10 protein-coding genes and 1 tRNA gene are annotated in these 12666 nt (G+C 59.4%); 10 read left to right on the top strand and 1 reads right to left on the bottom strand.

Features of this window, described 5'->3' with window-relative positions; all coding sequences use genetic code 11:
* The first annotated feature begins 121 nt into the window (after positions 1-121).
* Together NMQ16_RS10755 and NMQ16_RS10760 are read left to right on the top strand one after the other, a co-directional pair.
* Positions 122-1267, top strand: a complete 1146-nt coding sequence (locus NMQ16_RS10755) for a 5-(carboxyamino)imidazole ribonucleotide synthase (RefSeq protein ID WP_257080678.1) — start codon at positions 122-124, stop codon at positions 1265-1267.
* A gap of 5 nt (positions 1268-1272) precedes the next feature.
* Complete coding sequence (locus NMQ16_RS10760; RefSeq protein WP_257080679.1) at positions 1273-2253, top strand: L-threonylcarbamoyladenylate synthase; 981 nt, start codon at positions 1273-1275, stop codon at positions 2251-2253.
* Here NMQ16_RS10760 and NMQ16_RS10765 read toward each other — a convergent pair.
* Positions 2240-2983 (bottom strand): DUF3108 domain-containing protein, encoded by a 744-nt coding sequence (locus NMQ16_RS10765; RefSeq protein ID WP_257080680.1) that lies wholly within the window; start codon positions 2981-2983, stop codon positions 2240-2242. The genes NMQ16_RS10760 and NMQ16_RS10765 overlap by 14 nt on opposite strands.
* 100 nt (positions 2984-3083) lie before the next feature.
* On the opposite strand from NMQ16_RS10765, the gene NMQ16_RS10770 reads away from it, so the two are divergent.
* The 8 genes from NMQ16_RS10770 to NMQ16_RS10805 all read left to right on the top strand — a co-directional run bounded on the left by NMQ16_RS10770 (position 3084) and on the right by NMQ16_RS10805 (position 12636).
* Positions 3084-3159: transfer RNA gene (locus NMQ16_RS10770), tRNA-Ala, on the top strand.
* 329 nt (positions 3160-3488) lie between these two features.
* Positions 3489-5822 carry a glycosyltransferase gene (locus NMQ16_RS10775; RefSeq protein WP_257080681.1) on the top strand — a complete coding sequence of 778 codons (2334 nt, stop codon included), beginning with the start codon at positions 3489-3491 and terminating at the stop codon, positions 5820-5822.
* Positions 5823-5832: 10 nt separating this feature from the next.
* Positions 5833-6759 carry a hypothetical protein gene (locus NMQ16_RS10780; RefSeq protein ID WP_257080682.1) on the top strand — a complete coding sequence of 309 codons (927 nt, stop codon included), beginning with the start codon at positions 5833-5835 and terminating at the stop codon, positions 6757-6759.
* A 17-nt stretch (positions 6760-6776) separates the two neighbouring features.
* Positions 6777-7616, top strand: a complete 840-nt coding sequence (locus NMQ16_RS10785; RefSeq protein ID WP_257080683.1) for an alpha/beta hydrolase family protein — start codon at positions 6777-6779, stop codon at positions 7614-7616.
* Positions 7617-7936: 320 nt separating this feature from the next.
* Positions 7937-8611 carry a class I SAM-dependent methyltransferase gene (locus tag NMQ16_RS10790; RefSeq protein WP_257080684.1) on the top strand — a complete coding sequence of 225 codons (675 nt, stop codon included), beginning with the start codon at positions 7937-7939 and terminating at the stop codon, positions 8609-8611.
* A gap of 18 nt (positions 8612-8629) precedes the next feature.
* Positions 8630-9664 carry an acyltransferase gene (locus NMQ16_RS10795; RefSeq protein WP_257080685.1) on the top strand — a complete coding sequence of 345 codons (1035 nt, stop codon included), beginning with the start codon at positions 8630-8632 and terminating at the stop codon, positions 9662-9664.
* Between the two features lie 59 nt (positions 9665-9723).
* Positions 9724-10704, top strand: coding sequence for a hypothetical protein (locus NMQ16_RS10800; RefSeq protein ID WP_257080686.1), 981 nt, complete (start codon positions 9724-9726; stop codon positions 10702-10704).
* A gap of 30 nt (positions 10705-10734) precedes the next feature.
* A complete protein-coding gene (locus NMQ16_RS10805) occupies positions 10735-12636 on the top strand; it encodes a hypothetical protein (RefSeq protein ID WP_257080687.1) in 1902 nt (633 codons plus the stop codon).
* Positions 12637-12666: the final 30 nt, after the last annotated feature.

Raw genomic sequence — 12666 nt, forward strand, 5'->3', positions numbered from 1 at the left:
GTGCTGTGCGGGCTCTCGTTTTTCAGGTTCTTGTATTCGTTGAATTTCACCGCTCTTCGGGCACTGCTTCGCCAAATATGGGCGATGCCGGTACCAAGCGCTTTCGTCGGAGTCGCAACACATGATTCTTCCTCCCGCGACACTGGGCATGCTGGGAGGCGGTCAGCTTGGCCGCTTCTTCGTGCTGGCCGCTCATGAGATGGGTTACCGGGTGGTCGTGCTCGATCCGGACCGGAACAGTCCGGCCGGGCGGGCGGCCGATGAACACCTGTGTGCCGCCTACGACGACGCGGAGGCGCTGGAGCGGCTGGCGCAAGGCTGTGCGGCGGTGACCACCGAATTCGAGAACGTGCCGGCAGACACGCTGGACCATCTCGCCAAATTCATCCCGACTCGTCCCAACGCCGAGTGCGTGGCGGTGGCGCAGAACCGCATCGCTGAAAAATCCTTCCTGTCGGATCGCGGTTTCGCGGTCGGGCCGTTCGCCGCGGTCACCAGCGCCGTGCAGATCGAAGCGGTCGATCCGGCGCTGTTCCCGGCGGTGCTGAAGGTGGCGCGCTTCGGTTACGACGGCAAGGGTCAGGCGCGGGTGGCCAACGTGGCGGAAGCCAAGGCTGCGTTCGAAAGCTTCCGCGGCGAAGCCTGCGTGCTGGAAAAGATGCTGACGCTCGACATGGAAGTGTCCTGCGTGCTGGCCCGCGATTCGGCCGGCCGAGTCGAACCTTTTCCGATCGCGGAGAACAGCCATCGCAACGGCATCCTGGACGTGAGCATCGCGCCGGCACGCATCAGCGGCGCGCTGGCCGCCGAAGCGACTGAAATGGCGATCGGCATCGCCGCTGAACTGGGTTACGTCGGCGTACTCGGCGTCGAATTCTTCATTTCGGAAGGCCGGCTGCTGGTCAATGAAATGGCACCGCGACCGCACAACAGCGGCCACTACACGATCGATGCCTGCATCAGCAGCCAGTTCGAGCAGCAGGTGCGCATCCTGTGCGGCCTGCCGCTGGGCGATGCGCGACAGCATTCGCGTGCGGTGATGGTCAATCTTCTGGGTGACCTGTGGTACGAGCGTGATCCGCACCATGCGCACGAGCCCGAATGGTCGCGCCTGCTGCGCGTCCCCGGATTGAAGCTGCATCTGTATCGCAAGCACCACGCGCGCCATGGTCGCAAGATGGGGCACTTCACGGTGCTGGGCGAGTCCGGCGAGCCCCTCATCGATCTGGCGATGAACGCACGTTCAGCGCTCGGCATCGAGGACTGAGCCGCGTGGTGGCGGGCAGTGCGGATATCGACGCGGCGGCCCGATCGCTGCAAGCCGGCGAGCTGGTCGCGTTTCCGACCGAAACCGTATATGGCCTGGGCGCCGATGCGCTCAACCCCGATGCCGTGCGTCGGATCTTCTCTGCGAAGGGCCGGCCGGCGGATCATCCGCTGATCGTGCACCTGCCGGAGACCGCCCTGATGGTCGACTGGGCGCGCGACATCCCGCGTGAAGCGATCGCGCTGGCAAACGCGTTCTGGCCCGGACCGCTGACGCTGATCCTGAAACGCGACGCCGATGTACCGGACGAAGTCACCGGCGGGCAGGACACGGTCGGTCTGAGGGTTCCGGCGCATCCCGTTGCGCTGCAGTTGTTGCGCGCCTTCGGAAGCGGCGTGGCTGCGCCGTCGGCGAATCGCTACGGCCGCATCAGCCCGACCACCGCCGCGCATGTCCGCGATGAATTCGGCGACGCGATCACCGTGCTGGACGGTGGCGCCTGCGAAATCGGCATCGAATCGACCATTCTCGATCTGTCGGGTGAGGCGCCACGCATCCTGCGCCCGGGGGCGATATCGGCGGCACAGATCGAAGCGGTGATCGGTCGCCCGCTTGCAGACGCAGCCGGGAAGGGCGCACCGCGCGCGTCAGGCACGATGGCGGCGCATTACGCTCCGCGCACGCCGATGAAGAAAGTGGCTGGCGAACGCCTGCGCGATTTCCTGAACGCCTTTCGCCACAGCGGGCGCCGCTGCGCAGTGATCGCCCACTCCCAACCGCCGCTGGCAGACTGTCCGCACCACTGGAGCATGCTGCCGGCTGATCCGGCGGGTTACGCGCGCGGCCTTTACGCCGCCCTGCGCGAAGCCGATGCCAGCGGTGGTGCGATGATCGTGATCGAGGCGACGCCGGAGGCCGGCCCCTGGTCGGCGGTGAACGACCGGCTCAAGCGCGCGCTGGCCGGGGCGGGCATCACGCCACGCTGAACGACGTCAGTTCCCAGACGATCCAGTCTTCGCGAAAGTAGGGCATGCGGGCGCGCATCTTCTGCAGGTACTGCCCGCGCCATTCGCGCTTTACCCAGCGTTTCACCTCCGGCGCGTACCACAGGTTTTCGACCCGCTCCGAGTGGCTGCGGAAGAAATCCGGGTGCTCGAACTTGATCAGCCGGCGCACGTTCAGCGCCTCGAACGTGCCTGCCGGCACCGTGACCGACTCGGTGCGCAGGGCGTCGATCTGCACGTGCCAGCGTTTGGCGCGCGATTTGGCGTCATGCACCACCATCGACTGCCAGCTTTCGCGCGCTCCCGGCTCGAGCAGCGCGGGCAGCAGCGGCAGCGGCGGGTTGTACAGGTTGTCGTAGTCGTACACCGAATCGCGCGTGACGACCCACGGCGCGTCGTATTCCTCACGCTGGTCGTGGCGCAGGCCGCTCAGCGGCTTGCCCTCGACTTCAAGCCGCAGCACCGGCGAAGCCCCTGCCTCCACAATGTAGCGAATCTGCGCCTGGCGCTCGCGGTTGTAACCATTGAGCTCGTCGTAAGCCCATTCATCGCCCGTCGCGATCGCCGATGCATCGTGATCGCCAACCTTCGAATACAGCCCGGCCGTCGCGCAGCCTGACAGCAAGGCCGGTACCGAGCCCGCCGCCAGCAGCGCGATGCCGTTGCGCATGAAGAGCCGGCGTTCCTGCCCGCGTGTTTCGTCCGATTCCATCGTTTGCTCCGTCACTTGATTCCGTGCAGCAGTGCGACCGGTTTCTGCGTCGCACGTTCCTTCACAAGCCGCCTGCGGCGCACTATACTGCGCGCTCGTTGGGGGGGTAGCTCAGCTGGGAGAGCGTCGCGTTCGCAATGCGAAGGTCGGGAGTTCGATCCTCCTCCTCTCCACCACGACTACTTTGACCTAGCCGGAAAGAGTCCCTCAGACGTAGCATTCTTGCTATCACGCGGTTAGATTTCCGGTTTCGCCAGAGCATCACGAGTCTCTAAGATTTTGCAAGGTGATTCCGCGAGAATTACCAGTGTTTTCTTTTAGGCATACTACGGCATTGCTGCGCCATTAATTTTCCCACTATTATCGATTCGGAATGACGTGGATCAATAGTCTCTGACGAACCGGCCTTAATCTGCCATTCGTCGCAATAACGTGATCGCGCTTGCTAAGTTGTTGGGTGGTGAGGATGATGCACAGGTAAGGCTGTGCTGCCGAGAGAGGCTTTATGCCCGAGTGTTTCGTTGTCGGCTGGAAGCTTGCTTCATTGTCGTTGCAGATCGCATCGGTTCGATACAGAGGATTGCTCCCGATTCTCGAACTGGATCACCGCGGTATAGAAAATCGTATTTTTTCAGTTTCTTTTCCGTCGCAGCTTGACGGTATCGACTGCTTGGTGATCGTAAAGAGCTTTTCCCCGGATGATCTGGTGTTGGTAAGCGAAGCCAGACGCCGAGGTATTCCTGTCATTGTCGATCTTTGCGACAACATCTTCATCGATGGATATGGCAGCAAGGGCGGTGTCGTTTCCTCTCGCCCGACGTTGATTTTTGAACAGATAGCCCGTCTTGCGTCCGTGGTCGTGACCACTACGGAACCGCTTGCTGACGTCCTCAGAAGTCGCATTCCAGTCGATTGCGTAGTACGGGTTATTCCGGATGGAATAGAGACGGACGAACTCGTGGAAGCGATGTCGAAACGGCTTGCAGATGTTCGTCTGGCGGAACGACAAAGCGCTCGTCAGCGTATGCTGAAGCAACTCGATACGTTGAAGCGCAAGGTTAGACATATGCAGACGGGGGAACTCGGTCCCGTTATAGGTCACATTGCGAGAATCGCAGTCGAAACGACTTGGAATGGAATGTTTCGACGTCGAGCACAGCCGTCCCAAGCAAGGCCTGTCATTCGAGACGCAGTTGAGCCGCGTCGCCTCGTTTCGGCGCAGCTCAGTGAGCATGCCGATCAGCGTATTGTCTGGTTCGGGCATCACGGAGCGGACTACGCTCAGTTCGGGATGCTTGATTTAATCCTTGTGAAGGACGATCTAGAATCGATCGCGGAGGAGTTCGACGTAGAGTTGGTTGTCGTGAGTAACAACATCATCAAGTTCGATACGCATATTCGACCGTTTCGAATGCGCACCCGCTATATCGAATGGTCGAACTCCACTTTGCTGAATGAGCTCAGAGGCGCGGACGTCGTCATAATCCCGAACAGCTTGGACGAATTCAGTGTCTGCAAATCATCCAATCGGGCGGTGCTTGCGCTGCTTAGCGGTGCGCCGGTCGTAGCGACCCGTACGCCTGCACTGGAGCCTCTGTCCTCGGTCATATCGCTCGACGGCGGGCGGGCTGGCCTTGCCGCTTATCTGGCGGACGCTGAACGGCGACGAGCTGACGTCGAACGTGCTCGGCTGCTGATCGAATCACTCTACGGGGGGCGGATCATTGGTGATCTCTGGTGCAAGGTAATCGATGATGCGATCGATCGCGGCGTACCAGTTGTCCCTGCCACCGAAGCGGCGGTCGTTGTTCAGATGGCGCTGGACTGGGTGCTGCTTCGACCGTTGGTCGCCGAAATGAGGCGACGCGGACGCAGCATCGTTGCGATCCTCAATGCGGAACTCCAGAAGGATCTGGTTGATATCACTTCTGAGCTCGGCGTGCTGGGCGTGCAAATGATTGCTGTCGATCCTGCAGGACTTGGTGCCTACCATTTGCCAGACGGTATTCGCGTATTGCTCGCGGCCTCGGAATCCAGCCTCCTGCCGCACCGATTCGCGCACTCGCTTTGCCGGGTTGCGAATTCGAAGGGCGTCGTCACCGCGACCTTGCAACACGGCTATGAGACTCCTGGCCTGACTTATGACGATCCGCTCCAGTCGGCCCGAAAGATACGCTTTGCATCGAAGAGGATTTACTTGTGGGGCAGCCGCTCCAGCCTCTGTCCGCAGGTGCGGCGTGCGACACTCGAGAAGTGCGTCACTGTGGGGTGCCCGGATATCATCGGGCCACCGTCACATGCTGTACGTCACGCTGAAACAAACGCCCGACGCGTGATCGGCATCTTCGAGAATCTGCACTGGCATCGCTATCCGGAGGCATACCGGGATTTTTTTGTCAAAGGTATCCGGGCGCTCACGCGACGCTTCCCTGAAATTTCGTTCGTCGTTCACACCCATCCTGCCGGACGCTGGCTCGATATTCCAAGCCGTCGCAAGCTTGTCGAAGCGCCGAACGTCACGATCGCCAAACTTAGCGGCGAAATGCGGGAAATACTTCCGCGCCTCGACGCGGTGATCAGTTCGCCTTCGTCCGTGGCCATTCATGCAGCGCGGTTCGGGCTTCCGGTGGCAGTGGTGACTCGAGGCATAGATGCGGCTCGCTACAACGGACTATTTGGCATCGAAACGCTTGAACAGTGGGGCGAGTATGTACTGCAGGTGGTCGAGCCTGGTGGACACGACACCCTTGCAGCCCAGTCTCGGCAGTTCGCCGACCAGGTGATTCAACCCGGCGATGCGGCTACACGCATCGTCGACGATCTTTTCAGCGATGTCTGAAGGAGAGGCCATGATTCAGAAGCCAACCGTGTTCATCCACACGAATGACAAGCAGGTGATCGGAGCCTACGTCGGAATGTATTCGATGAAGCAGGCGTCTCGTGATCCCGATGCTTTCGCCGTGAAGCTGCTCCGGCTTGAGGATACGCCGCATCTGATGAAGCGCCAGGGGCAGCGGTATCTTCGCAAAGGAAAGAACGCCGTATGGCTGAACGAGGATCTGCAATCCTTCAGTCCGCTTCGTCGCATGGTGCCGCAGTTGATGGGATTCAAGGGAAGGGCACTGGTCACTGATCCGGATGTGTTCGCGGTCGGTGACATCCTTGATCTGCTCAACGCCGACATGGGCGGAAAGGCCATCCTGTGTCGTCACGTCCGCGATGGCTACAAAGGCAACGGTCACACCTTCTACGCGAGCAGCGTGATGCTGCTCGATTGCGAGAAGCTCAAGCATTGGCGCTGGGATGAAGAGATAGACCAGATGTTCGCGGGTAAGCTCGACTATGGCCCCTGGATCGGGCTCACGAACGAAGATCCGACCACGATCGGCGAGATCGGCGAGGAGTGGAATTCGTTCGATCGTCTCGTGCCCGAAACCCGACTGCTGCACACCACCGAGCGTCTTACCCAGCCTTGGAAGACCGGGCTTGCGATCGATTTCAACCTGACAACGAAGACCTCTCAGGTACAGGATGACGGATTCTTCGCGCGCCTGCGTCGAAACTTGGGGTTGTCCCGCGCCGATGCGGCAAGGGACAACGTCGAGCGCTATCAACCGCATCCCGACCAAGCGCAAGAGGAGCTGTTCTTCAAGCTGCTCAAGGGAACGCTGGACAGCGGCTATCTGGATATCCAGCTGCTGAAGCAGCGAATCCAAGCGAAGGACGTGCGCCAGGATGCGCTTCAACTGATCGATGCGATGGCAGCGAAAGCGTAAGAGGGAACGGCCAAGCAATGAGATTTATCAGCGAGCTGTACGACAGGCATCCGGGCAGTGACATCTACATTGTCGGAACGGGTACGAGTCTTCGTGTCTTTCCGCTCGAACTGCTGGAGGGAAAGATCACTATAGGCCTTAACCAAGCCTGGAAGGTGTTCGAGACACGCTATGCGATCACCATGATGCCGCGGCTGAATATTCCCGAATTCATCGAAGGTGAACCACCGCGCCCCGATATTACGTGGGTCACCAAACCTTCCAAAATCGGCGCCCAGTGCACGCCGGAAGAGGTCGCCTATGCCGACCAGCGATTCTTCGGCTTCGAGAACGACGGAAAGGCCAGTCTGACCGGCCTAGATGAGCCCAGCGAAACCGGTCGTGTGCTCGACTGGGTGCGCAAACCCCATCCGGAAAAACTCTATCTCTGGACCTCGATCTCCCAAAGCGCGATGAATCTTGCCGCCAACATGGGGGCTCGGAACATCGTCCTGATCGGCTGCGACAACGGCGCGATCGGCGAGAATCATCATGCGCATGACCAGCACACTATGTGGAAGGGGGAGTCGCCGGACGTGCGCTACCTGCAGTACTACGAAGGTGTCGCCGAGGTCCGGTCCGCGCTGCGCACGCGCGGAGTGAACGTCGTGACGATGAATCCTTTCGTGAAGATCGACGGAGCCGCAATGGACTTTGCAAGGCTGTGCGCCGAGACCGGCAACCCAGCCTTTATACATAATCGGGATATTCCCCGCGGTACCACGTTGATGCAGGACAATGCCCGATACCTTAAGCTGACACGCTACATCGTCGAGAAGAATTTCCGACATTTCGCAAGGAAGTTCGGTCTGCGCTAGCCTGGAAAATTTCGATGAATGACGTTTCAGTAGCCACCGAGCGTGTGGACGAGTGCCCTGCATGCAGCGGGCGCGACGCAGCGCTCTGGTCACGTGCCAAGGACCGTCTGTACCGCTCGACAGATCAGGAATTCGAGTACAGCACGTGCAACGGATGCGGATCGCTTTTCCAGTCCATCCGTCCGATCGAATCCCAGGTACATCGGTGCTACACGTCGGCCTATGGTCCTCACGCCGCGAAGCATGACGTGCGCACGCTTTCGCACTTGCCCGCAGTGGTCAATGCCTTTCTCGACCGCATTGCACGCAGCCTGGTCGGCATGGACGACTTCGCGAACTGGATGAAGTCCCTCGACAAGCAGATGGCGGCCGCCGGCGACATCCTCGATTTCGGTTGCGGTTCGGGCAAGTATCTGGACCGTGCCCGAAAGCTCGGTTGTCGAACCCTGGGCATGGATTTTTCAGATCAGGCTCTTGCGGAAGTGGCACGGCGCGGGCATGAGACGATGGACGTCAGTGACGCATCGTGGGACAAGCTCGCACATCGCCGGCTCAAATTCGTGCGCCTCAATCATGTTGTCGAACATCTCTATCGACCGCGCGCCACGCTCGGAAAGGTTTTCGATGCGATGGACGAGGGCGGCATCATCCATATTTCCACACCCAACCCTGCGGGTCCCTCGGCGGCCCGTTACAGGTCGGCTTGGTGGGGACTCGAATGTCCGCGGCACATCGTTTTGCTGCCGCCCGCCCAGTTGGTGAAGTTGCTCGAATCGCTCGGATTCAGATCCATCGAGGTCATGCAGGAGCCGGTCATCAAGGATATGGTCCGCAGTTGGGCTTACACCCGCGTTGACCGGGGGGCGCTGTCGAACGACCGCGTGGAGGGACTTGCCGGCGACGGGTTGCTGAACTGCGCTTTCGCCCTGCGCATCCGGCGATTCTTCCGCGAAAGCGGTCTGGCCGACCGATATCACGTGATCGCACGTAAATAGCCATTCGGGTGCCGTTCGATGGTTGGTTATCTCCGATTCATTCTCGCCGCGCTCGTTCTGTACTCGCACCTGAACTATCCGCTCTGGAACGTTCTCGGCGTCAGGATCAATCAGGGTGTCTATGCAGTCTTCTGCTTCTATCTGATCTCCGGTTTCTTCACTGCCGCGATTTTCGACCGCTACGAAGGAGAGGGGCGTGTCTGGCGCTATTACGGCGATCGTCTCCTGCGCATCTACCCGATGTTCCTCGCGGTGATGGTACTTGTCGGCATCGTCGGTCTCGTCTGGTATGAGCCGTCGCTGCGCGCCCAACCCTCGGACTATCGGGACCTGCAGACATGGGTATTTGCTTTCCTCCAGCCCTTGAACGGCCTGCTTGGCTTCATGCATGGCGGAGACTTTCCTTATGGCGCCTTCTTCGCATTCACGCCGGTTGCGTCTCTGGCGCTCGAGGTCAAGTACTTCACGATCTTTCCGGTCATCCGGCGACTGCGCGAGTGGGTGATCGTCCTGATCGTCCTCGCGTCGACCATCCTCGTCTATCAGGCCTTGCGCTCGGGTAACGCGGATCTGCTGGAGAGCTTCACCTATCGCTTTTTGGTTGGTGTGCTTCCGGTGTTCATCGTCGGTTTCATGCTGTACCGTAACTTGAATGTCGTTCGTCCGTGGTGGGCGCGCTGGCAGTACCTTTCGATGGCGCTCGGCGTGGTGCTCTTTGTGATCGCTGCCCGAAGTAGTGCTCCGGTGGTGCGCTGGCTCGGCGAGTACTCGCTCGCGCTCATCACCGCACCCCTGCTGCTGCTTGGCGGATTGAAGCTTGCACCGCGGCGGTATGATTCAATGGCGGGCTATTTGTCTTACGGGGTGTTCCTCGTGCATATACCGGTGCTCCGATACTTGCAGTTCAAGGGAAGCAATTATGGTGAATTCGTCATCGCGCTGGCGATCGCGGCAATTGTTTCGCTTGCGCTTCATCTGCTCGTAGAGCGGCGCTTCATCGGTCTGCGCCACCGAATGGCGCGTCCGACGATGATTACCATCAACCACCTCTGACATCGCGTGCGGCCGATGTTCTGTATTCGTCAGGCATTCATCATTCAGGAGATAAAGCGATGACCCAAGAGCGGAGACAGGAAGACAGTGCCGCGTTTTCCACGGACACGGGGACGAGGCGATCTTTCGTCGAGGGCCAGTACGAGCACCTATGGCAGGGTGTGAGTGACAAGTTTGATCGGGTGGTTTCCCAGGGGGAATCGGATCTGAGCCGCGTTCACCTGTTCATGCGTCGCAATTTCGGTCCGGATTTCGAAGACGAAATGCTTCGCGAGAAGTACGCGCAGCACGAACGCAAGATTGCCGAGACGGGATACATCCTTGATAGACAGTTGATAAGGGTGTCAGACCTTGATCCCCGCGTAGTAACCCTGTTGACGGATTCCGTGAAGATGCGGGAGATGATCTCGATGTTCGGATCTGGTGCCAAGCGCATCGTCGAGCTTGGATCGGGCTGGGGAAAGAATCTCTTCAACCTTTACAAGTTCGGTGCCCGGCTGGATGCCGAATACTGGGGCTTCGAGTTGACGCGGACCGGGCGAGAGCTGATGGAGCGCGTCGGTACGACATGCGCACCGGAAATGACAGTGCGCTCGTCGGCTTTCGATTATTACAATGCCGATTTTTCGGCGCTGGATGGCGATGCTGAAACCTGCGTTTTTACGCACCACAGCATTGAACAGATTCCGGAGGTGCCGGCCACGCTGATCGACCGGATACTCGAAATTCCAGGTTTCCGGGTTTGTATGCACATGGAACCGGTCGGTTTTCAATTCGCGTCCGACAAATGGCTCGATGCACCTGCCGGGAAGGATTTGATGAAACGCATCGATACGGAGAATCGACGGTTTGCTGAGAAACGCAATCAAAACGCGAACCTTTACGCCCTTTTGCGTCGATACGAAGCCGAGGGTCGGATCCGGATCACGTCGGTCAAAAAGTACTTCACTTCCCATCTGCTCGCGAATGCGACGACGGTGATTACGTGGGGGCCTGCGACGAAGACGGCGGGCGGTGAATTCCGCCGCGATGATCTTTGAACCGGGGAGCCTCAACAACTGGATGCACAATTGAACGCAAAGCACTTCCTTGAGCGGCGCTCTGTCCGCTGGATCACGCCTCCGCAGATGGCGGAGACGGACCATCTTGTGGTTTTCTGCGCTTGCGACGCCGAGTACATTGGTTACGCGCTTTCGCTGATTAAGAGCCTTGACTGCTTTTCGCCGGGCTACCTGTTTGTCCTGCACGTCGTAAACCCGGGCGATGCAGACCTTCTCCGGATCGATGATTTCGCGCGCCGGCTTGCGACCACGCGGCTTGCGGTGATGTCTGAACAACTAGATTTCAGCTTCGCCTCTGACGAAGCCCGCAGGACCTATTTCGCATGTGCGCGCTTCATGGTGTTGCCTGACCTGCTGGATGCCCTGTCGCTGCCGGTGTTCTGCCTTGACGCAGACAGCCTTTTCGTCAACCCCATAGACCACGATTTCAGCACGTGCGCCGACGCCGAGGTGATCCTTTTCAGTGAGCAACTAGAGGCTGACGTTCCGCTGAAACGCAGGATTAAGAACGGCGCCATACTGTTCCGCGTCAATCCTGCAGTGCGTGCGTTGCTGGTTGACGTGCGGAACAGATTTGCCGAATGTTTTGCGGATGAGCGTGCGACCTGGTACCTCGATCAAGAGGTGTTCTCGAGCATTTTGTTCCGGCGGCGGCACGAACTAGTGATCGGACACATCCGCAAGGCATACCTGGATTGGGAGTTCGGGAGTTCCAGCATCGTCTGGACAGCCAAGGGTGATCGCAAGGGCGATGCCCGTTTCCTGTTTATGAAGGACATGCTGTCGGATAGGCGTCCTGAGCACTTTGTCAGCCTGTCTGGCGGATCGATGTACTCGCCACGGTCCCCGTGGGCACATGCGAAGGTCGCGATCTTCCAGCCACGCTTCGATCTGCCCTGGAAGACGATCGATGAAAGTTCTGTGATCCCGAAGCTGAAGGACGATGTTGTCGACCTTCGACTGCGCTGGAAGGAATTTTCGATTCATCTCGCCAATGCGCTTGAGCGACGGGGCGTCCGCACTGCGATCCATGAGCTTCCAGCGGCCGAGATTCAGCCGGCACTGATCGACCGGATGGGCTACGAACTCGCATTCGTGCCCCACCGCTGTCATCTGGACTTCAAGGCCGGGGGCACGAAGGTCCTGTTCTATATGCAGGAGTACTTCCGTTGGGTATTCGTCGTCGATGGCGAGGGATGGAGTGCAGCATCGTCGATTTACCCGATCGACGCCGGCGCGTTGCCCGTGCAGCAGCAGGCTGGGGGGTTCGACGAATACCGAGCGCGATTGAAAGCCGGCAAGCTGCAGAGCAAATTCGGACAACACAAGCGCGTCTCGAGCCTGCAGCTGCGGACTTCCCGCGAAGTGCCCCTCGGTGGATATGTGTTCTTTCCCCTGCAGATTCCGCACGACCAGTCGATCCGCTATTTCTCCGATTTCGCCGAAACCGAAGTTGTAGAAGCTGTGCTCGAATGGTCCAGGCGGTCCGGCGTGCCAGTCGTGTTCAAACCGCATCCGGTGAGCCAGAAGCTCATGAAGCCGTTTGCAGAAATGGTGGCCGCAGCAGGCGGTTTCTGGAGCACTGCACACGTGCATGACCTGATAGCCAATTCGACCGCGGTCTTCACGATCAACAGCGGTGTGGGCTTCGAAGCCTTGTTGCATGTGAAGCCGGTGCTCACTTTCGGTCGAGCCGAATATGATTGCGTCACCGTGCATGCCACGCCGGATACGCTCGACGAGGCTTGGGCCGCCTGTACAGGTATTCAGGCCGGCGAGCTCGAGCGAAGGTACCGGGGATTTGTGGACTGGTTCCTTGGGGAACACTCGATCGATCTTTCCCGGCCCGAGGTCGCCCTGGGGCGGTTTGACGCCATCGCCGAATCGGTGACCGAGGCACTTTCCGAATGAATGTCTTCTGGTTGAGCGCTGTGCGTACCG

Origin of the sequence: Methyloversatilis sp. XJ19-49 (assembly GCF_024580145.1) — a bacterium.
GTDB lineage: Bacteria > Pseudomonadota > Gammaproteobacteria > Burkholderiales > Rhodocyclaceae > Methyloversatilis.

Bases quoted from the DNA above. Each gene is read 5' to 3' on its own strand.
- NMQ16_RS10755 (WP_257080678.1), top strand. From the start codon at position 122: ATGATTCTTCCTCCCGCGACACTGGGCATGCTGGGAGGCGGTCAGCTT.
- NMQ16_RS10765 (WP_257080680.1), bottom strand. From the start codon at position 2,983: ATGGAATCGGACGAAACACGCGGGCAGGAACGCCGGCTCTTCATGCGC.
- NMQ16_RS10775 (WP_257080681.1), top strand. From the start codon at position 3,489: ATGCCCGAGTGTTTCGTTGTCGGCTGGAAGCTTGCTTCATTGTCGTTG.
- NMQ16_RS10780 (WP_257080682.1), top strand. From the start codon at position 5,833: ATGATTCAGAAGCCAACCGTGTTCATCCACACGAATGACAAGCAGGTG.
- NMQ16_RS10785 (WP_257080683.1), top strand. From the start codon at position 6,777: ATGAGATTTATCAGCGAGCTGTACGACAGGCATCCGGGCAGTGACATC.
- NMQ16_RS10790 (WP_257080684.1), top strand. From the start codon at position 7,937: ATGGACGACTTCGCGAACTGGATGAAGTCCCTCGACAAGCAGATGGCG.
- NMQ16_RS10795 (WP_257080685.1), top strand. From the start codon at position 8,630: ATGGTTGGTTATCTCCGATTCATTCTCGCCGCGCTCGTTCTGTACTCG.
- NMQ16_RS10800 (WP_257080686.1), top strand. From the start codon at position 9,724: ATGACCCAAGAGCGGAGACAGGAAGACAGTGCCGCGTTTTCCACGGAC.